Source organism: Streptomyces sp. SBT349 (genome assembly GCF_001083795.1).
GTDB lineage: Bacteria > Actinomycetota > Actinomycetes > Streptomycetales > Streptomycetaceae > Streptomyces.
Window position 1 is genome coordinate 24,210 of the sequence record NZ_LAVK01000002.1, and the last position, 21,513, is coordinate 45,722.

Below are 21,513 nucleotides of genomic sequence, written 5' to 3' on the forward strand. Positions count from 1 at the left end.
ACGCGTATGCGTGGTTACGAAACGCCAATGCCTGGTCGCTCGGCTATTTCTGCGGATTTGCCGAGTCTTTCTGCGGTGACCCCGGGGGGTGCATCATCGCAGGTCAGCGGTTTACGCGTATATTGCGGTTTGTGCGGCGAGTTCCGGGAGCCGTCCCCCTCGTACACCACGCTCCGTCACCGGCGCCGGAAGACCCTGACAGCTGCACAGGGCAGACCCGAAGAGGCCACCCGCCCCCTCCCCACGTAGCTGCTCTTCACGCACAGCGGGCCCGCACACGGCCGACCACCGATGCCGGACGCCTCAGCACCCGGCGGGCCGCTCGCGGCCCTGCCAAAGGCCGTGCGCCGCAGGGCGCTCCTTCTAGCTCTAGCTTGATAGCGGCCCGCGCCGCACCCCCCAGGCCGCCTCAAGCCCGTTCCAGGGACCCCGCACGTCGGCCCACTATCGGCTAACAGGCTGGCCAGAGGTGGTTTCGGTTGCTAGCACAGCCGCTAACGCTAGCGTTAGCAGGCACCCGGGCCGCCTGTGGGCCGCGCGAGGCTGACCAGCGACGACCAACAACAACCACCAAGGCCCCCGACAACCCGCCGCCGCGTTGGCCAGTGCAGCGTTCCCGCTGGTGGCTGAGGCCGCCTACCAGACCCAGGGCAAGAAGTAAATACCCGGCGGCGGGCGCGGCACGGGTCGTAGGCTCGTCGGCATGACCGACACGGGGGCTCGCGAGATCTGGGAGCAGCGCTGGCTGCTGCCCGGCGAGCTCAGGGAGGGGCTCGGGGAGGAGCTGGCCCGCCGCCCGCCCGGCGGCCCGGCCACCTCCCCGGCGCCCGAGGGGTCCCCCGCGCCGGAGGCCGCGCCCGCGCGCGGCCCCGAGCCCGCGCCCGCACGCGGGCGGGCGCACCGCCGCACCGGCCGGGACTGGACCGTCGACGTCCTGCTCTTCCTGTGGGCCGCCGGGATGTGGCTCCTGATGGTCGCGACCCTGCCCGACCGGGACTACCTTCCCGCCTGGATGACGGCGATCGACGCGCCCCTCGGCGCGCTCGGCTGCCTCGCCCTCTGGTGGCGCCGCCGCTTCCCGCTGCTGCTGGCCGTCGCGCTGGTCCCGGTCGGCGCCCTGACCTCCGCGGTCTTCGGCGCCCTCACCGTCGTCATCCTCAACCTGGGCCTGCGCACCTCCTGGCGCACCGGCGCCGCGGTGCTCGCCGCCCACGTCACCGCCGCCCTGCCCTACATGCTGCTCTACGGCGTCCCGCACGAGGGCGGCTGGGCCTCGGTCGCGTTCGTCGTCGCCCACTACCTGTTCTTCTTCTCCTGGGGCGCGGGTCTCCGGCTGCGCCGCCAGCTGGTGATCCGGCTGCGCGAGGACGCCCGGCGCGAGCGCGCCGAGCACGCGCGGCGGCTCGCCGACGCCCGCAGGACCGAGCGGGAGGCCATCGCGCGCGAGATGCACGACGTGCTCGCGCACCGCATGTCCCTGCTCTCCGTCCACGCCGGCGCGCTCGCGTACCGCACGCGCGCCTCGGCGCCCGCGACCCCGCTGTCGGCCTCCGAGATCAGCGACAGCGCCCAGCTCATCAGGGACACCGCGCACCAGGCGCTGGAGGAGCTGCGGGACGTGCTGACCGTGCTGCGCGGCACCGGGGCGACGGACGGCGGGCCGCAGCCGGAGATCTCGGACATCGGGCGCCTGGTGGCGGACGCCACCGGCGCGGGCCAGCGCGTGACCCTGAGCACCGGCTACGACGAGGCGGCCGTGGAGGGCCTGCGCGGACAGGTGCGGCGCACCGCCTACCGGGTGGTCCAGGAGGGCCTGACCAACGCCCGCAAGCACGCCCCGGGCCGCCCCGTCACCGTGAGCGTCACCGGCGCCCCCGGCCACGGGCTGACCGTGGCCGTGCGCAACGAGCTGGCCCCGGGCGTGGTCCCCGGCGGCGCCGGGGAGATACCGGGCGCCGGGGCGGGCCTGGCCGGTCTGGAGGAACGCGCCGCGCTCGACGGCGGATCCCTGAGCCACGGCGTCACCGGCACCGCGTTCCACCTGGTCGCCGAACTGCCCTGGGGCCCCGCCGAGCCGTGAGGCGGGACGGGACCCCGGGCGTGCGCGGGCGTGTCAGCCGCAGCTCCCCCCGCACTGGCAGGCCGAGCCGGACTGGCAGCCGCAGCTGCAGCCCGAGCCGCAGCCGCAGGCGGCGAGCAGCGGAAGCGGCCTGCGCTCCCGCGGGGTCGTGGGGGCGGGCACGGAATTCGGGGCGGGTGAGGCGGATGAGGCGGATGAGGCAGCCATGGATCCCTCTCCTCGGCAGCGGAAGTCCTCCACCCACATTGGACGCCCCGCTCACCCCCGGCCGTCAACGGCGCACAACCGGCGCGCGGAGGTGAAAACCCTCAGACGGTGGCCTCCGGCTCCGGGCTGAACTCGTCCGCGTGCTCCCCGGTGACCAGATAGACGACCCGGCGGGCGATCGACACCGCGTGATCGGCGAACCGCTCGTAGTAGCGGCCGAGCAGCGTCACATCGACCGCCGTCTCTATCCCGTGGTGCCAGCGCTCGTCCAGCAGGTGGCTGAAGAGCGTCCGGTGCAGCGAGTCCATCTCGTCGTCGTCCTGCTCCAGCTGCATCGCCAGCTCGACGTCCTTGGTGATCAGCACCTCGGTCGCCTTCGCCATCAGCCGCTGCGCCAGCTGCCCCATCTCCAGGATGGTCGCCGTCAGGTCGTGCGGCACCGCCGAGTCGGGGAAGCGCAGCCTCGCCACCTTCGCCACGTGCTGCGCCAGGTCGCCGCACCGCTCCAGGTCGGCGCTCATCCGCAGCGACATCACCACGATCCTGAGGTCGGTCGCCACCGGCTGCTGGCGCGCGAGGAGCGCGACCGCGGACGCCTCCAGCGCCCGCTGCATCTCGTCGACCTTCTCGTCGGCGGCTATCACGCTCTCCGCGAGCTTCAGATCCGCGTCCAGCATGGCCGTCGTCGCCCGCCCGATGGCCGATCCGACGAAACGCGCCATCTCCACCAGGTTGTCGCTGATCGCGTCGAGCTCTTCGTGATACGCGTCACGCATGAGTGTCCTTCCTGCCTGCTCGCCTGCCGGTACCCGTCTGTATCGTCCCAAGCTCTGCCCCGAAGACGGCCGGATCCGCCCCGTCAAGTGAATCATCGCTGTCGCCAAGGTGAACTCTCGCGGGCGCCCCGACGAGCATCTTCGGTCACATCTGTGGCCCCCTTGCCACCCCCGCCTAACCTGAGGATATGGACGTGAACGCGGCGGTCGCCGCAGTGGCGGCGATAGCCGGTCTGTGCACCGGTGTCATCGCCATGCTGGCATTCCGGCTCAGCGAGCGCGAGCGAACGCGTCCCGGCGGGGCCGCCCCCGCCATGGAGGCCAGACTTCCCTCCGGCGTCGACACCGTTCTCTCCGTGCTGCGCTCCTCGGCCGTCGTCCTCGACGAGAGCGACGGTGTGGTCAAGGCCAGCTCCGCCGCGTACGCTCTCGGCCTGGTACGCGGCGGACGCATCGCCGTCGAGCCGATGCTCAAGATGGCGCGCGACACCCGGAGGGACGGGGAGATCCGGGAGATGGAGCTCGACCTGCCGCGCCGCGGACGAACGCTGGGCCGCGCCGACGTGCTCGCCGTCTCGGCGCGCGCCGCGCCGCTCGGCTCCCGCCTGGTCCTGCTGCTGGTCGAGGACCTGACCGAGGCCCGCCGCATCGACGCCGTCCGCCGCGACTTCGTGGCCAACGTCAGCCACGAGCTCAAGACCCCGGCCGGCGCGCTCTCCCTGCTCTCCGAGGCCGTGCTCGACGCCGCGGACGACCCCGAGGCGGTCACCCGCTTCGCGGGCCGCATGCAGAACGAGGCCGCCCGCCTCACCAACCTCATCCAGGAGCTCATCGACCTCTCCCGCGTCCAGGACAACGACATGCTGTCCAACGCCGAGATGGTCCCGGTGGGCGAGCTGGTCAGCGAGGCCCTCGACCGATGCAGCCAGCAGGCGGACAGCAAGCACATCACCGTCGCCTCGGGCGGCGTCGACGAGCTGTCCGTCTGGGGGAACCGGGCGCAGCTCGCCGCCGCCCTGGGCAACCTGGTGGAGAACGCGGTCAACTACAGCCCGCCCCACACCCGGGTCGCCATCGCGGGCTCCCGCCTGCGCGCCCAGGGCACCGAGCTGATCGAGATCGCCGTGACCGACCAGGGCATCGGCATCCCCGAGACCGACCGGGAGCGCGTCTTCGAACGTTTCTACCGCGTCGACCCGGCCCGCTCCCGCGCGACCGGCGGGACGGGCCTCGGCCTGGCGATCGTCAAACACGTGGCCGCCTCGCACGGCGGGGAGGTCCAGGTCTGGAGCGCCGAAGGCCAGGGCTCCACCTTTACCCTGCGACTGCCGGAACCCGGCAGCGCGCGGGACCGCCATCTCGCAGCCCGCCGCCACCGCGACGGACTCAGTGGCACCCTGCACGAACCGGCCGAGTTCCCCGACAGCCCGGAAGCCGTCGCCGGACCGGAGCCACACTCCACCCGCACCAACGAATCTGCCCGGGAGGTCCTCCCGTGACCCGAGTGCTCGTCGTCGAGGACGAGGAGTCGTTCAGCGACGCTCTGTCATACATGCTCCGCAAGGAGGGCTTCGAGGTCGCCACGGCGGCCACAGGGCCCGAGGGCCTGGACGAGTTCGAGCGCAACGGCGCCGACCTCGTTCTGCTCGACCTCATGCTGCCGGGGCTGCCCGGCACCGAGGTCTGCCGCCAGCTGCGGGGCCGGTCCAATGTCCCGGTCATCATGGTGACCGCCAAGGACAGCGAAATCGACAAGGTCGTCGGCCTGGAAATAGGGGCCGACGACTATGTGACCAAGCCCTTCTCCTCACGGGAGCTGGTCGCCCGCATCCGCGCGGTGCTGCGCCGCCGCGGCGAGTCCGAGGAGGAGAGCCCCGCCGCCCTGGAGGCCGGCCCGGTGCGGATGGACGTCGACCGCCACGTGGTCACCGTCTCGGGCCGCAAGGTCGACCTGCCGCTCAAGGAGTTCGACCTGCTGGCCATGCTCCTGCGCAACGCGGGGCGCGTGCTCACCCGCATGCAGCTGATCGACCGGGTCTGGGGCGCGGACTACGTCGGGGACACCAAGACCCTGGACGTCCACGTGAAGCGGCTGAGGGCCAAGATCGAGCCGGACCCGGGTGCCCCCAGGTACCTGGTCACCGTGCGCGGCCTCGGCTACAAGTTCGAGCCGTAAGGGCGCGCGGCCCACGGGCGGGCCACGGAACGCCAACGGCCGGAGGGCTCGCCCTCCGGCCGTTCCGACGCGCGGTGACGCCGCGCGCTCAGTCCTCGCCGACGACCCCGTCGTCGGCGGTCCCGTCGTCCACGGTGCCGTCGTCTCCGACCGTGCCGTCCTCGCTCTGCAGGCCGTCGCCGCTCTCCTCACCCGTGGAGCCGTCCGCCGGCTCCCCCTCGGTGCCCTCGGTGTCCTCGGTGCCGTCCGTCCCGTCACCCGGCTCGCCCGTCGTGCCGTCGGCCGGCGCGTCCGGGCTCTCCTGGTCCTCCCCCGAGGCGTCGTCGCCCGGCAGGCCCGTCCCGTCCGTCTCGTCGGTTCCCTCGTCGGCCGGGTCCTCGGAGGGCTCGGGCTCGGGCGGGGCCGACGGCCCCCAGTCGGCGAAGTGGCCGAACGCCTCGTCGTCCTCCACCACGCGGGCCGAGAGGGAGATCTCGCCGGTCTCGCTCAGGAGGAAGACGACCCGCTGCGCGTTGCCCAGCACGACGTCGCCCGCCGCCGGGTCCTCCAGGAACGCCGACACGTTGCCCTCGCCGCCCAGGGCGATCGAGCCGCGGGCGGGCACGACGATCGGCCCGCCGCCCTCCGCCGGGATCAGCTCGGCCTGCTGGCCGGCGTCCGGCAGCGCGACCGCCTCCAGCGTCTGGTCCTCGGCACCGTCGTTGAACAGCCGGGCGCTGATGCCGCCCGGCCCCTCGTTCCCCTCGGGGAGGACGACGTTGACGTTCTGCACCTTGATCTCGTCGACCTGCGCGGACGCGTTGTCCGGCCTGGTCTTGCCGGTCTCGGCGCCATGGCCGGCGCCGCACGCCGTCAGCGTGGCGAGCGAGAACGCGAAGAAGGCGGCGGCCACGCCGCGACGAAGGCTGCTGCTCACGGCGGAGGCATCTCCTCGGACAGTCCTGTTGATCTATCGGGCACAGGGTACCGAAGGGCATTCGGGGTGGACCGCCCGACCCCTGAAGTGAACGCGGGTGAACCGGAGTGAATTGCTGCCGGGACGCTTTCCGCTGATCAATTCCCCGGCCCTCCGGGCCCCGGACGAGGGCTTTCCGCCAACTCGGACAAATCGGACACCTTTCCAGGGTCGACCGAACTTTCTTGTCTTCTTTCGGACGTAGATCGACGAACTGCCCCGCCCGGCAAACTCGGCTCTCACCTGCGGATACCCGCCGCCCCACGGCCGCCGCAGCACGCCACCGGTGCGCTTGTCAACCCCCGAGATGTGTCCTGACCTGGGAAAACGTCATTCAAAGGGGGCTCCTCCCGTGTTAGCATGGAGAGCCACGGAAGGGGTACCTGTCACATGACGTTCAAGGTTGGCGACACCGTGGTCTATCCCCATCACGGGGCCGCGCTGATCGAGGCCATCGAAACTCGCCAGATTAAAGGCGTGGACAAGACCTACTTGGTGCTGAAGGTCGCCCAGGGTGACCTGGAAGTGCGTGTCCCGGCGGAAAATGCCGAGCTGGTCGGTGTCCGCGACGTGGTCGGGCAGGACGGGCTGGACCGGGTCTTCGAGGTGCTCCGCGCGCCGTACGCCGAAGAGCCCACCAACTGGTCCCGCCGGTACAAGGCGAACCTGGAGAAGCTGGCGTCCGGCGACGTCATCAAGGTCGCCGAGGTCGTCCGCGACCTGTGGCGCCGTGAGCGCGAGCGCGGCCTCTCCGCCGGTGAGAAGCGCATGCTCGCCAAGGCGCGGCAGATCCTGGTGAGCGAGCTCGCTCTCGCCGAGGCCACCAACGAGGACAAAGCCGAATCGCTGCTCGACGAGGTGCTCGCCTCCTGAGGGCCGCCACCCGCTCACTTCGCGCATGACATCAGCTCTCGATCGGCGGTTCCCGGTCTGCTGAGCTCTCGGAATCCGCTGGGCCCTCGGTCACTCTGAACAGCCATCGATCGATCCCACGCCTGCGACGGTGTGCCGCAGCGCCCGGAGGCATTCCCCTATGCCGTACGGGCGCTGCCGCATGTACGGATCGTTCTTCAAGAGATGTGCCGGGCCCGTGAAGCTCCCTCGACCGGCCTGTCACGGAAGGGTCCGGTCGTGTGGTGCCCGGCACGCTCAGGCCATACCCAACACCACCCTGCAAACAAACCTGCACCCGTCACCAAATGACTGACACCACACATGAATCCCGCGGGCGGCTGCCCCGCACGGCGGCCGTGATTCCCGCGGCCGGCAGTGGGCAGCGGCTCGGTCCCGGTATCCCCAAGGCCCTCCGTCCGCTCGGCGGCACGCCGATGCTCGTCCACGCGGTGCGCGCGATGGCGCGCGCCAGGGCGGTCGTCCTCGTCGTCGTCGTCGCCCCCTCCGCCGAGGTCGAGGCCGTTCGCTCGCTGCTCGACGAGCACCCGCCGCCCTCGGGCGTCGACCAGCTCGTCGTCCCCGGTGGGGCGACGCGCCAGGAGTCCGTCCGAAGCGGCCTCGACGTGCTGCCCGAGGACATCGAGGTGGTGCTCGTCCACGACGCGGCCCGCCCGCTGGTCCCCGTCGATACCGTGGACGCGGTCGCCGCCGCCGTCCGCGCCGGCGCGCCCGCCGTCGTTCCCGCCCTCCCGCTGACCGACACGGTCAAGGAGGTCGCCCCGCCGAGCGCCGTCGGCGCGCCGGAGCCGGTGGTCGCGACCCCGGACCGTTCGCTCCTGCGCGCGGTTCAGACGCCCCAGGGCTTCGAACGCGCCACGCTCGTCAAGGCGCACGACCGGCTCGCCGGCGTCGCCGAGGCCGCCGCGACCGACGACGCGGGCCTGGTCGAGCGGCTCGGCGTCCCGGTGGTGCTCGTCCTGGGGCACGAGGAGGCGTTCAAGGTGACCCGCCCGCTCGACCTGGTCCTCGCCGAGGCCGTGCTCGCCAGAAGGAGACTGAACGATGGGTTCTGACGTGCGGGTGGGCATCGGCACCGACGTGCACGCCTTCGAGCGCGGGCGCGCGCTGTGGTGCGCCGGGCTGCACTGGCCGGAGGCCGAGTACGGCCTCGCCGGGCACTCCGACGGCGACGTCGCGGCGCACGCCGCCTGCGACGCGCTGTTCTCCGCCTCGGCCACCGGCGACCTCGGCGAGCACTTCGGCACCGACCGCCCCGAGTGGTCGGGCGCCTCGGGCGCCGCCCTGCTCGGCGAGGCCGCCAGGATCGTGCGCGCCGCCGGCTTCGAGATCGGCAATGTCGCCATCCAGGTCATCGGCGTCAGGCCCCGCGTCGGCAAGCGCCGCGACGAGGCTCAGAAGGTGCTGTCGGCCGCCCTCGGCGGAGTGCCCGTCTCCGTCTCCGGCACCACGACCGACGGCCTGGGCCTCACCGGGCGCGGCGACGGCCTGGCCGCCGTCGCGACGGCGCTCGTCGTGCCGCGCGCCCCTGGCGGGTGACACGGTCCGGCGGGGGTACGGACATGGTGCGCGATGCAACGACTCAACGCGACGAGGAAGGTGTCACCGTGGCAGTCACGCTCCCCGAGGGCCTCAAGGCGGCGCTCGACGAGAAGGTCTTCGTCACCATCGCCACCATCCAGCGGGACGGCAGTCCCCAGCTGACCCCGGTCTGGGTCACGCGGGACGGCGACGACCTGCTGATCTCCACCACGGTCGGCCGCAGCAAGGAGCGGAACCTGCGCCGGGACCCGCGCGTCAGCGTCCAGGTCGTTCCCGCCGAGGCGCCCTACAGCTACGCCACGGTCTACGGCACGGCCGAGCTGACCACCGAGGGCGGCCAGGAGCTGATCGACGCCCTCGCCCTCAAGTACGTGGGAAAGAAATACGCCGAGTTCAACCCCGCGAGCGCGCAGGACGCCCCCCGCGTCGTCGTGCGCGTGAGGGCCGACCGGATCGTGGGCCAGGGCATCGTCTGACGCCGGGCCCCACCGGGCCGTTCCCGCGGCCCCGGAGGTGCCGTTCTGGACCGTTCCCTTCCCCGCGCCCGTCGGCGCGGGGGAGGCCCCCCGCCCACTACTCTTGACGTGTGAGCCTTCGCCTGTACGACACCAGCGCCCGGCAGATCCGTGACTTCGTCCCGCTCGCGCCGGGCTGCGTCTCGATCTACCTCTGTGGCGCCACGGTCCAGGCCGCGCCACACATCGGACATGTCCGCTCAGGACTGAACTTCGACATCATGCGCCGCTGGTTCACCTACCGCGGCTTCGATGTCGTCTTCATCCGGAACGTGACGGACATCGACGACAAGATCCTCGCCAAGAGCGCCGAGCAGGGCCGCCCGTGGTGGGCCATCGGCTACGAGAACGAGCGCAAGTTCGACGACGCCTACGCCGCCCTCGGCTGCCTCCCGCCCACCTACCAGCCGCGCGCGACCGGCCATGTGCCGGAGATGGTCGCGATGATCCGCACCCTCGTCGACCGTGGCCACGCCTACGCGGCCGAGGGCAGCGTCTACTTCGACGTGCGCACCTTCCCCGCCTACCTGGAGCTGTCCAACCAGGACCTGGACCAGATGCTCCAGCCGTGCGGCGAGGGCGAGTCGGGCAAGCGCGACCCGCGCGACTTCGCGCTGTGGAAGGCGGCCAGGCCCGGCGAGCCCAGCTGGGAGACGCCCTGGGGCCCCGGCCGCCCCGGCTGGCACCTGGAGTGCTCCGCCATGGCCCACAAGTACCTGGGCGAGGCGTTCGACATCCACGGGGGCGGGCTCGACCTGGTCTTCCCCCACCACGAGAACGAGATCGCCCAGGCCAAGGCGGCGGGGGACAGCTTCGCGCGGTACTGGACCCACAACGCGTGGGTCACCATGAGCGGCGAGAAGATGAGCAAGTCCCTGGGGAACTCGGTGCTCGTCACCGAGATGACCAAGCGCTGGCGCCCCATCGTCCTGCGGTACTACCTGGGCACCCCGCACTACCGCTCCATGGTCGAGTACAGCGAGGAGGCCCTGGCCGAGGCCGACGCCGCGTTCACCCGCGTCGAGGGCTTCCTGCACAGGGCCCTCGACCAGGCGGGCCAGATCCTCCCGGCCGCCGAGGTGCCGGGCGACTTCGCCGCCGCCATGGACGAGGACCTCGGCGTCCCGGGCGCGCTCGCCATCCTGCACAACGCCGTCCGCCAGGGCAACGCCGCGCTGGCCGAGGGAGACAAGGAGTCCGTGGTCGTGCTGGCCTCCCAGGTCCGCGCCATGCTCGGCGTCCTCGGCCTCGACCCGCTGGACCGGCCCTGGGCCGCGGCGGGCGGCAGGGGCGAGCAGCTCGCGGGCGCCGTCGACTCCCTGGTCGGCCTGGTGCTGAGGCAGCGCCAGGTGGCGCGCGAGCGCAAGGACTACGGCACCGCCGACGCCATCCGTGACGAACTCCAGTCCGCCGGCCTGGTGATCGAGGACACCCCCGACGGTCCCCGTTGGGAACTGAGCTGAGAAGGACCGGACCACACCCATGGCAGGCAACAGCGAACGCCGCAACCGACGCACGACCCAGAAGAAGGGCCCGCAGATCGGCAGTGGCGGCCAGCGGCGCCGCGGGCTGCGCGGCAAGGGGCCCACGCCGCCCGCCGAGGCGCGCACCGGCCACGCCAAGAAGCGCGCCGCCGACCTCAAGGCGCGCAAGGAGGCCGGGCGCAAGGCCCAGGCCCGCCGCTCGGGCACCTCGCCCTCCGAGCTCGTCGTCGGCCGGAACCCGGTGGTCGAGGCCCTGCGCGGTGGCGTTCCCGCGGGCACGCTGTATGTGCAGCAGTTCCTCGACAGCGACGACCGCGTCACCGACGCCGTCAAGCTCGCCATGGAACGCGGCGACGTCCACCTCCTGGAGGCGCCCCGGGCCGAGCTGGACCGGATCACCGGCGGGCTTAACCACCAGGGCCTCGCGCTCCAGGTCCCGCCCTACGAGTACGCCCACCCCGACGACCTGACCGCCGCCGCCTTCGACGCGGACGAGGACCCGTTGATCGTGGCGCTGGACGGGGTCACCGACCCGAGGAACCTGGGGGCCGTGGTCCGCTCGCTCACCGCGTTCGCCGGGCACGGCGTCGTCGTGCCCGAGCGGCGGGCCGCGGGCATGACCGCCGGCGCGTGGAAGACCTCGGCGGGCACCGCGGCGCGCACCCCGGTCGCCCGCGCCACCAACCTCACCCGCACGCTGAAGGCGTACCAGAAGGCCGGGTTGACCGTGGTCGGCCTGGCCGCGGACGGCGAGGCCGACCTCGGTGACGTGGACGCGCTCGGCGGGCCCGTGGTCGTCGTGGTCGGCAGCGAGGGCAAGGGCCTGTCCCGGCTGGTCGGGGAGACGTGCGACATCCGCGCCCGCATCCCGATGCCGGGCGGCGCGGAGAGCCTGAACGCGGGGGTCGCCGCCGGGATCGTGCTCTACGAGGTCGCACGCCGCCGCGCCTGAACGGGCGTGCGTGCCGGGGGGTTTGAAGGGTCGCGGACAGACTTCGGTCAAGGCAGTGTCTTAAGCGTCTGTCACTCGGTTAGATGAGTGTGGACACCAGAACACCCCGCGGCGGCCCCACGCTGGACGAGCCGGTGCTCAGCACGGTCAAGGTGCCGTCCGACCCGGCCCAGGTCGTCGTCAACCACGCCAGTTTCCGGGTACAGCTCGCGACGCCGCCCCCGGTGAGCATCGCGGTGCCCGACACGGCGCCGGTGCCCCGGATCCCCGCGGCGGGCCGCCGCCGCCCGCTGGTGTGGACCGGGCGCAGCGCGCCGGGGGACGCGGGCGCGAGCGGCCTGCTGCGCGCGGTGCGCGAGGCCGGGCACGCCGTCGACGGCGCCGCGACCCAGGTGCTCCCGCGCGTGGCCACCGGCGCGCGCCCCGCCTCCCTGGTCGGCCCCCGCCACCCGCAGCCGTCCGAGTCGACGCGGCTGCTGGTGACGGGCGGCGGGGGCGCGGGGACGCGCGGACCCGCCCTCGGCGAGCCCTCGGACCCGGACGCCGCCGAGGACGCCGCGGATCTCGCCATGGACCCGGGCGCGGACCCCGGCGTGGGCCCCGGCGCGGACCGGGGGACCCGCTCCGGCGCGCACGCGGGCGAACGGTCGCACCGGGCCGACGCGCGCCAGGCGTACCATCCGGGGCGCCACCTCAGCCTGGGCGTGGTGCTGCTGCCGCTGCGCCTGCTGCTCGGCTTCATGGCGATCTACGCGGGCATGGGCAAGCTCACCAACCCGGTCTACTTCGACGGCGGCGAGCGCGGCTCGCTCAACGCCTGGCTCGGCGCCCTCGAACCGTGGTCGGCGGCGGCCCCGCTCCACGAGTGGGCGCTCTCCCACCCGGTGGGCGCCGGGCTGACCGTGGCGTTCACGCAGCTCATCGTCGGCGTGCTGACCGTCTTCGGCCTGTGGCAGCGGGTCGCAGCCGGGCTCGGCGCGGCGCTCTCGCTGGCCCTGCTGGTGACCGTCGGCTGGAAGAACGGGCCCGCCTACGACGCGCCCGACATCTTCCTCGCCGCCGCCTGGTCCCCGCTGCTGATCGCGGGCGCGCCCGTCTACTCGCTGGACGCCAGGCTCGCGGGTGAGGCATGGCGCAGGCTGGGTCCGCGCGCGCCGCTCGCCGACCTGCGCCACCGGGTGCTGCGCCGGGGCGCGGCCCTGGCGACGCTGCTGATCGGGCTCGCCCTGCTCATCGGCTCGATGCTCGGCAGCGCCGTGCGCTCCGACCGTTTCCCCACGCTGCCCGGCCCCGGTGAGCCCCCGCGCAACCACCTGCCCGGCGAGCCGTTGCCCGAGGAGACGACCGAGGAGGACCGCGCCGAGGACGAGCGGCGCGAGGAGAAGAGCGGCGCCGCGGCCGAGGAGTCGGCGACGCCGGGGGAGCGGCGCGAGGAGGACGCCGCGCCGGGGGACGCGTCCGGGCCGGGCCGGGGCGGCGCGACGGACGGTCCGCCCTCGGAGGAAGGGCCGAGCGCGGAGCAGACCGTGCCCGCCCCGCGGCAGGAACAGCCGTCCGCGCCCGACCCGTTGGTCCCCGAGGGGGTCCCCTCCCCCTCGTCGCCCGGCGCCGGCGACGGCGGCGAGCCCGTGCAGGAGAGCCCGCCCGTGGACGAAGGGGGGGACGGGAGCAGCCTCAGCCCTATCGGCGGGCTGCTCGGCTAGCGAGCTTCTCGGTGCGTAGCGTGTGACGGACGCCACGGGAACTCCCTGGCCGCTCCGGACAATTCATTGGGTGAACGAATCCATGCACGCCCGCGTGCGCGTTGGCGACCCCGAGGCGTTCCGGTCGCTGTTCACCTCCTACGCGCAGCTCGTCTACGGGTACGCGGTCCGTGCGACCGGGGATCCGGGGCTGGCCGAGGACGTGGTGTCCCTGACCTTCCTGGAGGCGTGGCGGCTGCGCGAGCGGCTGCGGGACGAGGGGGAGACCCCGCGCCCGTGGCTCATGGGGATCGCCGTCAACGTGCTCCGCAACACCTCGCGTGCCAAGCGCCGCCATGAACGCGCCATGGCGCGCGTTCCGGCGAGGGAGCCCCTGCCCGACTTCGCCGACGAGGTGGTCGGGCGCATGGCCGACGCGGAGCAACTCGCCGCCGCCAAGGCCGCGTTGGGGCGCCTGCGGGACGGCGACCGCGAGGTGTTCATGCTCTGCGTCTGGTCCGGGCTCGGCTACGCGGAGGCGGCCGAGGCCCTCGGCGTGCGTGTGGGCACGGTCCGTTCGCGCCTCTTCCGCGCCAGGGCGCGCCTGCGCCGGCTCACGGACGAGGAGCTGAGCGGGGCGGCGGGCGTGGCGACGAGCGGGGAACCGCCACCCGGGCGTGGACAAGCACCAAGCGACCGCCGACGCCCGGCGGTTCGGTCGAGAGGACGGAGCGCGCCGAACGCGGAGCGCGCGCAGAGCGTGGAGAGGCACCCATGAACCGTTTCCCGTGGAGCCGGGGCGAGGGTCCCGACCGGGAGGAGCTGGCCCGGCTGCTGCCGCCGCCCGCCGCACCGCGCCTGGCCGACGACCGCCGTCTGCTGCTTGAGGAGCATCTGATGCGCGAGACAGAGAACGCCCCCGAACGCCGGTGGGGGCGCCGGAGGTTGGTACTGATCGCCGTGCCGGTGGCCACGGCCGCGGTCGTCGTCGCCGCCACGGTGGTGGGCGCCGAGGGGGACGGGGAAGGGGGACCGGCCTCGGGCGGCTCGACCCTGTCCCAGCTCGCCGCCGCCGCGGCGGCGGGACCCGAGGTCGAGATCGGCCCCGACCAGTGGTTCCTGACGGAGAGCGTGGTGGTCCACGACTGGGGCGGCCGGCCGAACAACGGGGACAACGTGGAACGCTCCGAGCGGGGCCCGTACGAGACCAGGCTGTGGCTCTCGGCGGACGGCAGCGAGGGCTGGTACTGGAACTCCTCGACCGCCCCCGACGGCATCCCCGTCGAGATCCCGTACGCCGGCGAGCCGTGCACCGTCGACCCCGGCGCGGAGAACCCCGGCGAGGGGAACGCCGACGAGAACCCCGACCGCTGCTTCCTGGGCGAGGTCGGGAGCGAGGAGGAGGACCCGAACGGGAGCGTCGGCGAGGACTACTACCCGGGCATCGGCGGCGAGTTCCCCGCCAACCTCCAGCAGCCCACGTTCGACTACATGCTGGGGATCCCCGAGGACCCGGCGGAGTTCCTGGAGAAGATCTACGAGGAGAACGGCTCGGCCGACTCGGGCGACCAGGCCGACCAGTGGGCGTTCGAGACGGTCGGCGGCATGTTCGAGGACGTGCTCCTGCCGCCCGAGGTGGCGGAGGAGCTCTTCCTGACCTGGGACCTGATCCCGGGCGTCTCCGTGGGCGCGGCGACGGACGCCTCGGGCCGGGAGGGCATCGGCATCACCCGGTTCGGCAGCCACCTCGGCCACGAGACGACCTATGTCTTCGAGGAGGGCACCGGCCAGTACCTGGGGACCCGCATCACGCAGGTCGAGGACGGGCACTTCCACCCGGTGGACACGGTGTTCACGGACTCCGCGGTCACCGGGCGCTCCGTCTCCGACGTCTCCGACGTGTCCGACGTGTCCGACGTCAGCCCTGAGACGGGCGCCGGGACGGAGTAGCCAGGTCCTTCGCCGCCTGGGTGAGGTCCTTGGCGGTGTCGATGGCCCGCCAGTACGCGCCCTGCGGCAGCGGGAATCCGGCCAGCCTGCGTTCCCTCGCGAGCCGGGGGAACGTGGTCCGCTCGTGGTCGCCGCGGTCGGGCAGCAGCTTGGTGAACTCGGCGGCGAAGACGTACACGCCGGCGTTGATCAGGTAGGGGGAGGGCGGGGCCTCGATGAAGTCGAGGACATGGCCGAACTCGTCGGTCTCCACCACGCCCCAGGGGATGCGCGGGCGGGCCAGCGCCAGCGTGGCCAACGCGTCGCGCTCGGCGTGGAACTCGGCCATCTCGCTCAGCGAGAAGCGGGTCCAGATGTCGCCGTTGGTGGCGAACCACGGCTCGTGCGGGCGCGGCAGCGCGGCGGCGGCGTACTTCAGGCCGCCGCCGCGGCCCAGCGGCTCGCTCTCGACCACGGTGGTGACCCGCAGCGGCACCTCGGCCGTCGCCAGCCAGTCCTGGAGCACCTCGGCGAGGTGCCCGCAGGAGACGACGGCGTCGGTGACGCCCTCGGCGGCGAGCCACGTCAGCTGGTGGCCGATGATCGGGACGCCGGTGCCGGGGATCTCCACCATCGGCTTGGGCCGGTCGTCCGTGTACGGCCGCAGGCGCGAGCCCTGGCCTCCGGCCAGGACAACGGCCTGCGTGGGCTGCGGGACGTCGAGGGCGGCATGTGTCATGCCCGCAGCCTATGCGGTCGGCCCTCAGCCGGTGGGCGGGCCTCAGCCGGCGGCGGCGACGCCCGCCGCGTAGGCGGTGTCACAGACGGGACGGGCGTGCTGCTGGGCCCGTTGGGCGCTGCCGTACTTCTCCACCGCGGCCTCGCCGAGCGCCTGCGCGATGCCCGCGCAGTGCGGCGCGAGGGAGGGGTCCGCGTCGACGGCCTCCTGGAGGCCGGTCAGGGCGGCGCTCGGGTCCTCCTGGCGCAGCGTGGTGACCAGCCGGTCGGTGAGCACGTCCTCCGGCGCCTTCTGCTCCCGCTCGGCGGAGGCGGTCAGCATCTGGGTCTCGGAGGGCGCGGAGACCCAGGGGACGCGGGTGACGGCGAGTGTCCCGGAGAGCACCAGGACGACAGGGAGGGCGATGGCGAGACTTCTGCCGATGTGTCGGAGTGCCTGATTCACTGGAGCTCTTCCTCGCAAGACGGGTGACGGGCTTGGTGAATCGTAGCGGCGAGTAGTGATTTGGTGACATTTCGCCACTCTCACGAGTGACAAGGGACCGGGAATTCCGGCGCGGGTGTTGACGCGCAAAGGGCCGTGTTTCCGCACTGTGTGCGGAAACACGGCCCTTTCACGGGTGTGACGAACGGCGTCGGTGAACGCGTCAGTCGCTCAGGCGCTCACCGGAGCCGGTGGCGAAGACGTGGGTCTCGCCCGGCCGCGGCACGACGTTGACCTTGGCGCCCTTCTCGGGCACGTCGCGGCTGTCGACGCGGATGACCAGGTCCCTGACCTCGCCGCCGAACTCCGCGGTGCCGTACACGTACGCGTCGGCGCCGGTCTCCTCCACCACGTTGACGGTGACGGCCAGGCCGGCTTCCTTCTTCTCGTCCGCCTTGGCGAGGCCGGAGGCGGCGCCGTTGTCGCCGTCGCCGGTGACCACGGCGAAGTGCTCGGGGCGGCAGCCGACGACCACGGTGGTGTCGCCCTTGCCCTGCGCCTCGGTGAGGGCGGCGCGCTCGATCGGGACGACGCTGTTGCCGAACTTCACGCCGCCGTCGGTGATCGGCACCTCCACCAGGTTCATCGCGGGGGAGCCGATGAAGCCGGCGACGAAGAGGTTGGCGGGCTGGTCGTACATGTTCCGCGGGGTGTCGACCTGCTGGAGCAGGCCGTCCTTGAGCACCGCGACCCGGTCGCCCATGGTCATGGCCTCGACCTGGTCGTGGGTGACGTAGACGGTGGTGACGCCCAGGCGGCGCTGGAGACCCGCGATCTGGGTACGGGTCTGGACGCGGAGCTTGGCGTCCAGGTTCGACAGCGGCTCGTCCATGAGGAACACCTGCGGCTCACGCACGATGGCGCGGCCCATCGCGACACGCTGGCGCTGACCACCGGAGAGCGCCTTCGGCTTGCGGTCCAGGTACTCGGTGAGGTCGAGGATCTTGGCGGCCTCTTCGACCTTGGTGCGGATGTCGGTCTTGTTCACGCCGGCGATCTTGAGGGCGAAGCCCATGTTCTGCGCCACGGTCATGTGCGGGTACAGCGCGTAGTTCTGGAACACCATCGCGATGTCCCGGTCCTTCGGCGGCAGGTGGGTGACGTCGCGGTCACCGATGTGGATCGAGCCTCCGTTGACGTCCTCGAGACCCGCGAGCATCCGCAGGGAGGTGGACTTGCCGCAGCCGGAGGGGCCGACGAGGACGAGGAACTCGCCGTCCTCGATCTGGATGTCGAGCTGGTCGACGGCGGGGACCTCGGAGCCGGGGTAGACCCGGGTCGCCTTTTCGTACGTGACCGTAGCCATGTCTCTTTGTCTCCTTCTACCGGCAGGAACGTGCCGGACGATCCGAGTAGGAAGGTGTGACGGCCATGTAAATGGACGCTGAGTGAACCTAACTCGAAACGGGTGGGAAAGTCAGTAGCCGGTGCGCAAAAATAGTCATCGCATGATCAACGGTCCTGGCGTGCGGGCGACGGGGACGGCCTCGCGCACGGGCCGACCGGCTGTTCGCGTCCGTGTAGGCTGGATCAGCCGTTGCCGCCGGTCATGGCCGTGCGAGCGTGCCGCCTTAGCTCAGTTGGCCAGAGCAGCTGTCTTGTAAACAGCAGGTCGTCGGTTCGAATCCGACAGGCGGCTCCAGACCTTCACCGCCCGTGACCAGTACGGCGGGCGCGGAACGACGGCTCACCCGGGCGGCCCTCCTTCAGCGGCTCACGGCTCGCACACCGGCGCCCGGGGGCCGGGCGGTGGCCGGGCCGAGCCCCTGATCAGGCCCACCCGGCCCGGGGCTGGTCACGCCCGGCGCACGCGCCCCCTGCTCCCTTGACGGGTCAGGTGGCACAACCATAGAAATATCGCACATGTCTCAACAGGATCGATCAGGGGATCTCACATGCGTGACGGGACCTACGTCCACCTCCGTTCCGCGGGCACCAGCCTCGTGCTGGACTGCACCGGAAGCGGGCTGCCCTGGGTCGTGCACTGGGGGGAGGACCTGGGCGAGCTGTCGCGGGACGCCCTCGCCGCGCTCGCCCGCGCCGAGGTGCCGCAGATAGCCTCGAACAACGTCGGCACCGTCGTTCCCGCCGCCCTGCTGCCCGAGCACTCGGCCGGGTGGCTCGGCACCCCGGGGCTGAGCGGTCACCGGGCCGGCGCCGACTTCTCCACGGCCTTCGCCGTCACCTCCCTCCAGACCGCCGCCCGCTCCCTCACCGTGATCGCCGAGGACGTGCGCGCCGAGCTCGAACTGCGCGTCGAGGTCGAGCTGACCGACTCCGGGCTGGTGCGCCAGCGCGCCACGGTCAGCAGCAGGGCCGCCGCCGACGCCGCGCCGTTCACGCTCTCCGGCGTGCTGCTCACCCTGCCCGTGCCGGAACGGGCCACCGAACTGCTCGACATGACCGGCCGCCACCTGCGTGAACGCACCCCGCAGCGCCACGAGTTCACCCTGGGGACCCATCTGCGGGAGAACCGCAAGGGCCGCACCGGCACCGACGCCGCGACCGTCCATGTGGCGGGCGAGCGCGGCTTCGGCTTCAGGTCGGGCGAGGTCTGGGGCCTGCACGTGGCCTGGAGCGGGAACCAGCGGTCCCTGGCCGAACGCACCCACGCGGGCGTCTCGCTCCTCGGCGGCGGCGAGCTGCTGCTCGCGGGCGAACTCGACCTCGGCGCCGAGGAGTCCTACACCACGCCCTGGGTGTACGGCAGCTACGGGCGGAACGGCCTCGACGAGCTCGCGGGGCGCTTCCACACCCACCTGCGCGGGCGTGAGCGCCACCCGAGCACGCCCCGGCCCGTCACGCTCAACGTCTGGGAGGCCGTCTACTTCGACCACGACCTGGGCAAGCTCACCGAGCTGGCCGATCTCGCCGCCGAGGTGGGCGCCGAACGGTTCGTGCTGGACGACGGCTGGTTCCGCGGGCGCCGCGACGACCACGCGGGCCTGGGCGACTGGTACGTGGACGAGGGCGTCTGGCCCGAGGGGCTGCACCCGCTGACCCGCCATGTGCGGGGCCTCGGCATCGAGTTCGGCCTGTGGGTCGAGCCGGAGATGGTCAACCCCAACTCCGACCTGGCGCGCGCCCACCCCGAGTGGATCATGGCGACCGGCGACAGGATGCCCCCCGAGTCCCGCCAGCAGCAGGTCCTCGACCTCGGCCACCCGGGCGCGTACGACTACATCCTGGAACGGCTCGACGCGATCGTCACCGAGTACGAGCTGACCTATCTCAAGTGGGACCACAACCGCGACCTGGTCGAGGCGGGCCACAGCCCCACCGGCCGCGCCGGCGTGCACGCCCAGACGCGGGCCGTCTACCGGCTGCTCGACACGCTGCGCTCCCGCCACCCCCGCCTGGAGATCGAGTCCTGCTCCTCCGGCGGCGGCCGCGTCGACCTGGGCATCCTCGAACGCACCGACCGCGTCTGGACCAGCGACTGCATCGACGCGCTGGAGCGGCAGCAGATCCAGCGCTGGACCGGGCTGCTCCTCCCGCCGGAGCTGATGGGGGCGCACGTCGGCGCGCCCACGGCGCACACCACCGGGCGCACCCACGCGCTCGGCTTCCGCGCCGGGACCGCGCTCTTCGGTCACTTCGGCATCGAGTGGGACCTGACCCGGGCCACGGCCGAGGACCGGGCGGCGCTCGCCGAGTGGATCGCGCTGTACAAGACGCTCCGGCCCCTGCTGCACACCGGCGACGTGGTCCGCGGCGATCACCCCGACACGGCGCTCTGGACGCACGGCGTGGTGGCGCGGGACCGCTCGCGCGCCGTCTACGCGCTGGTGCAGGTGGCGACGAGCGCCGTCTCGCCGCCCGGACGCGTCGCCCTTCCCGGCCTCGACCCGGAGGCCACCTACCGCGTGGCGCCGCTCCCGCCCGGCGACCGGCTCGCGGGGTCGCGGGCGGAGACGCTGCCGTGGTGGGGCGAGGGCGTCACCCTGCCGGGCCGCGCCCTCGCCACGGTGGGCGTGCGCGCCCCGATCCAGTGGCCCGAGCGCCTGGTACTGATCGAGGCGGTCCGCGTCTGACCGTTTCCCTTCTTCCTGTGCCTCTCGGTGCTGGAAGTGCGCTCAGGGAATGAGCACGACCTTGCCGATGGTGGCCCGGGTCTCGATCGCCCGGTGGGCCCCGGCCGCCTCGGCGAGCGGGAAGTGGTGCACCAGGGGAACGAGCGTGCCCGCCGCCGCCTCGGTCAGCGACTCGACCTCCAGCACCCGCAGGTTCTCCCAGCCGCCGATCTTCTCGACCAGGCGCGGCCCGAGCACCGGCCGCGAGACGATCTCCCGTTCCGCCGCCTCCTGTTCGGGCAGCGCGGCCGTCGCGTCGACGCCCGGCGCGGCCGAGAACGAGCCGTACGCGACGTGAACGCCCCCCGGCGCGAGCAGCCGCAGCGCCGTCAGGGCCGTCTCGCCGCCGACGCCCTCGTAGAGAAGGGTCACGGGCCGGTCCCCGTGGGCGGCGCGGAGGCGGTCGGCCCAGCCCTCGCGCGTGTAGTCGACGGCGAGGTCCGCGCCGAGGTCGCGCACGGCGCTCACCTTGGCCGCCCCGCCCGCCGCGCCGATGACGGTCGCGCCGCGGCTCTTGGCGTGCTGCACCAGCAGCGCGCCGATGCCGCCCGCGGCGGCCAGCACCAGCACGGTGTCCCCGGGCGCGGGATCGGCGAAGCGCAGGACGGCCATCGTCATCCGGCCGGTGCCGACCATGGCCACGGCCCGGTCCTCGGGCAGCCCGTCCGGCACCGGGTGCAGCCGCTCCGCCCCGGTGACGGTCAGCTCGGCGTAGCCGCCGGGCACCATCCCCAGGTGTGCGACGACGCGGCGGCCCAGCCACGCCGGGTCGGTGCCCTCGCCGACGGCGTCCACCGTTCCCGCCACCTCGCGGCCCGGGATGGTGGGCAGCTCGGGGACGCCGAAGTGGCCGCCGAGCGGGCCCGCGCGCAACGCGGTGTCGACGACGTGCACCCCGGCCGCGGCCACGGCGATCCGCACCTGCCCGGGGCCGGGCTCGGGGTCGGGCGCCTCCTCGTAGCGCAGGTTCTCCGGCGGGCCGAACGCGTGCAGACGGACTGCGTGCAT

19 protein-coding genes and 1 tRNA gene are annotated in these 21,513 nt (G+C 72.9%); 14 read left to right on the top strand and 6 right to left on the bottom strand.

All coding sequences use genetic code 11. From position 1 onward, the window contains the following. Positions 1-703 precede the first annotated feature (703 nt). On the top strand, positions 704-2,080 hold the full coding sequence (locus ADY01_RS00440; RefSeq protein ID WP_049563917.1) for a histidine kinase: 1,377 nt from the start codon (positions 704-706) through the stop codon (positions 2,078-2,080). 308 nt (positions 2,081-2,388) lie between these two features. Here the strand turns inward: ADY01_RS00440 and phoU are convergent, their stop codons facing one another. Beyond that, the gene (gene phoU / locus ADY01_RS00445) at positions 2,389-3,063 is read right to left on the bottom strand and encodes a phosphate signaling complex protein PhoU (RefSeq protein ID WP_049563919.1); all 675 of its coding nucleotides are present in this window, start codon (positions 3,061-3,063) and stop codon (positions 2,389-2,391) included. A 188-nt stretch (positions 3,064-3,251) separates the two neighbouring features. Between phoU and ADY01_RS00450 the strand changes: the two genes are divergently transcribed. Together ADY01_RS00450 and ADY01_RS00455 are read left to right on the top strand one after the other, a co-directional pair. Next, positions 3,252-4,562, top strand: coding sequence for a sensor histidine kinase (locus ADY01_RS00450; protein WP_049563921.1), 1,311 nt, complete (start codon positions 3,252-3,254; stop codon positions 4,560-4,562). Beyond that, positions 4,559-5,239 carry a response regulator transcription factor gene (locus ADY01_RS00455; protein WP_049563925.1) on the top strand — a complete coding sequence of 227 codons (681 nt, stop codon included), beginning with the start codon at positions 4,559-4,561 and terminating at the stop codon, positions 5,237-5,239. The genes ADY01_RS00450 and ADY01_RS00455 overlap by 4 nt, the downstream gene beginning before the upstream one ends. Positions 5,240-5,327: 88 nt before the next feature. Here the strand turns inward: ADY01_RS00455 and ADY01_RS00460 are convergent, their stop codons facing one another. Then, positions 5,328-6,155, bottom strand: a complete 828-nt coding sequence (locus tag ADY01_RS00460) for a hypothetical protein (protein WP_063784074.1) — start codon at positions 6,153-6,155, stop codon at positions 5,328-5,330. Between the two features lie 429 nt (positions 6,156-6,584). Here ADY01_RS00460 and ADY01_RS00465 point away from each other — a divergent pair, with 429 nt between their 5' ends. The 9 genes from ADY01_RS00465 to ADY01_RS00505 all read left to right on the top strand — a co-directional run bounded on the left by ADY01_RS00465 (position 6,585) and on the right by ADY01_RS00505 (position 15,231). After that, positions 6,585-7,067 (top strand): CarD family transcriptional regulator, encoded by a 483-nt coding sequence (locus ADY01_RS00465; RefSeq protein WP_049563928.1) that lies wholly within the window; start codon positions 6,585-6,587, stop codon positions 7,065-7,067. A gap of 326 nt (positions 7,068-7,393) precedes the next feature. Further along, entirely contained in the window at positions 7,394-8,161 is a 768-nt protein-coding gene (gene ispD / locus ADY01_RS00470) for a 2-C-methyl-D-erythritol 4-phosphate cytidylyltransferase (protein ID WP_049563930.1), read from the top strand. Continuing rightward, a complete protein-coding gene (ispF, locus tag ADY01_RS00475) occupies positions 8,151-8,645 on the top strand; it encodes a 2-C-methyl-D-erythritol 2,4-cyclodiphosphate synthase (protein ID WP_049563933.1) in 495 nt (164 codons plus the stop codon). The genes ispD and ispF overlap by 11 nt, the downstream gene beginning before the upstream one ends. 68 nt (positions 8,646-8,713) lie before the next feature. Further along, a complete protein-coding gene (locus ADY01_RS00480) occupies positions 8,714-9,124 on the top strand; it encodes a PPOX class F420-dependent oxidoreductase (RefSeq protein WP_107081591.1) in 411 nt (136 codons plus the stop codon). A gap of 110 nt (positions 9,125-9,234) precedes the next feature. Continuing rightward, on the top strand, positions 9,235-10,626 hold the full coding sequence (gene cysS / locus ADY01_RS00485; RefSeq protein WP_049563938.1) for a cysteine--tRNA ligase: 1,392 nt from the start codon (positions 9,235-9,237) through the stop codon (positions 10,624-10,626). A gap of 19 nt (positions 10,627-10,645) precedes the next feature. Beyond that, positions 10,646-11,599, top strand: coding sequence for a 23S rRNA (guanosine(2251)-2'-O)-methyltransferase RlmB (gene rlmB / locus ADY01_RS00490; protein WP_049563939.1), 954 nt, complete (start codon positions 10,646-10,648; stop codon positions 11,597-11,599). 83 nt (positions 11,600-11,682) lie between these two features. Then, the gene (locus ADY01_RS00495; protein WP_049563941.1) at positions 11,683-13,302 is read left to right on the top strand and encodes a DoxX family membrane protein; all 1,620 of its coding nucleotides are present in this window, start codon (positions 11,683-11,685) and stop codon (positions 13,300-13,302) included. A gap of 82 nt (positions 13,303-13,384) precedes the next feature. Beyond that, complete coding sequence (locus ADY01_RS00500) at positions 13,385-14,059, top strand: RNA polymerase sigma factor (protein WP_049563943.1); 675 nt, start codon at positions 13,385-13,387, stop codon at positions 14,057-14,059. Beyond that, positions 14,056-15,231 carry a CU044_5270 family protein gene (locus ADY01_RS00505; protein ID WP_049563944.1) on the top strand — a complete coding sequence of 392 codons (1,176 nt, stop codon included), beginning with the start codon at positions 14,056-14,058 and terminating at the stop codon, positions 15,229-15,231. Before ADY01_RS00500 ends, ADY01_RS00505 begins: the two co-directional genes overlap by 4 nt. Here the strand turns inward: ADY01_RS00505 and ADY01_RS00510 are convergent. The 3 genes from ADY01_RS00510 to ADY01_RS00520 all read right to left on the bottom strand — a co-directional run bounded on the left by ADY01_RS00510 (position 15,200) and on the right by ADY01_RS00520 (position 17,738). After that, positions 15,200-15,949, bottom strand: coding sequence for a nucleotidyltransferase family protein (locus ADY01_RS00510; RefSeq protein WP_049563945.1), 750 nt, complete (start codon positions 15,947-15,949; stop codon positions 15,200-15,202). The two genes, ADY01_RS00505 and ADY01_RS00510, sit on opposite strands and share 32 nt — an antisense overlap. Before the next feature lie 42 nt (positions 15,950-15,991). Then, positions 15,992-16,393: a hypothetical protein gene (locus ADY01_RS00515; RefSeq protein ID WP_049563946.1), complete on the bottom strand. Its 402-nt coding sequence runs from the start codon at positions 16,391-16,393 to the stop codon at positions 15,992-15,994. A gap of 202 nt (positions 16,394-16,595) precedes the next feature. Further along, on the bottom strand, positions 16,596-17,738 hold the full coding sequence (locus ADY01_RS00520; RefSeq protein WP_049563948.1) for an ABC transporter ATP-binding protein: 1,143 nt from the start codon (positions 17,736-17,738) through the stop codon (positions 16,596-16,598). Positions 17,739-17,997: 259 nt separating this feature from the next. On the opposite strand from ADY01_RS00520, the gene ADY01_RS00525 reads away from it, so the two are divergent. Further along, positions 17,998-18,074 (top strand) — tRNA-Thr (locus ADY01_RS00525). Between the two features lie 253 nt (positions 18,075-18,327). Continuing rightward, entirely contained in the window at positions 18,328-20,466 is a 2,139-nt protein-coding gene (locus tag ADY01_RS00530) for an alpha-galactosidase (protein ID WP_049563949.1), read from the top strand. Positions 20,467-20,508: 42 nt separating this feature from the next. On the opposite strand, the gene ADY01_RS00535 is transcribed toward ADY01_RS00530, so the two are convergent. After that, a complete protein-coding gene (locus ADY01_RS00535; protein ID WP_049563951.1) occupies positions 20,509-21,513 on the bottom strand; it encodes a zinc-binding dehydrogenase in 1,005 nt (334 codons plus the stop codon).

Excerpts from the sequence above, each read along its gene's own strand:
- ADY01_RS00440 (WP_049563917.1), top strand. The coding sequence starts at position 704 with ATGACCGACACGGGGGCTCGCGAGATCTGGGAGCAGCGCTGGCTGCTG.
- phoU (WP_049563919.1), bottom strand. The coding sequence starts at position 3,063 with ATGCGTGACGCGTATCACGAAGAGCTCGACGCGATCAGCGACAACCTG.
- ADY01_RS00450 (WP_049563921.1), top strand. The coding sequence starts at position 3,252 with ATGGACGTGAACGCGGCGGTCGCCGCAGTGGCGGCGATAGCCGGTCTG.
- ADY01_RS00465 (WP_049563928.1), top strand. The coding sequence starts at position 6,585 with ATGACGTTCAAGGTTGGCGACACCGTGGTCTATCCCCATCACGGGGCC.
- ispD (WP_049563930.1), top strand. The coding sequence starts at position 7,394 with ATGACTGACACCACACATGAATCCCGCGGGCGGCTGCCCCGCACGGCG.
- ispF (WP_049563933.1), top strand. The coding sequence starts at position 8,151 with ATGGGTTCTGACGTGCGGGTGGGCATCGGCACCGACGTGCACGCCTTC.
- rlmB (WP_049563939.1), top strand. The coding sequence starts at position 10,646 with ATGGCAGGCAACAGCGAACGCCGCAACCGACGCACGACCCAGAAGAAG.
- ADY01_RS00495 (WP_049563941.1), top strand. The coding sequence starts at position 11,683 with ATGAGTGTGGACACCAGAACACCCCGCGGCGGCCCCACGCTGGACGAG.
- ADY01_RS00500 (WP_049563943.1), top strand. The coding sequence starts at position 13,385 with ATGCACGCCCGCGTGCGCGTTGGCGACCCCGAGGCGTTCCGGTCGCTG.
- ADY01_RS00505 (WP_049563944.1), top strand. The coding sequence starts at position 14,056 with ATGAACCGTTTCCCGTGGAGCCGGGGCGAGGGTCCCGACCGGGAGGAG.
- ADY01_RS00510 (WP_049563945.1), bottom strand. The coding sequence starts at position 15,949 with ATGACACATGCCGCCCTCGACGTCCCGCAGCCCACGCAGGCCGTTGTC.
- ADY01_RS00520 (WP_049563948.1), bottom strand. The coding sequence starts at position 17,738 with ATGGCTACGGTCACGTACGAAAAGGCGACCCGGGTCTACCCCGGCTCC.
- ADY01_RS00530 (WP_049563949.1), top strand. The coding sequence starts at position 18,328 with ATGCGTGACGGGACCTACGTCCACCTCCGTTCCGCGGGCACCAGCCTC.
- ADY01_RS00535 (WP_049563951.1), bottom strand. The coding sequence starts at position 21,513 with ATGCACGCAGTCCGTCTGCACGCGTTCGGCCCGCCGGAGAACCTGCGC.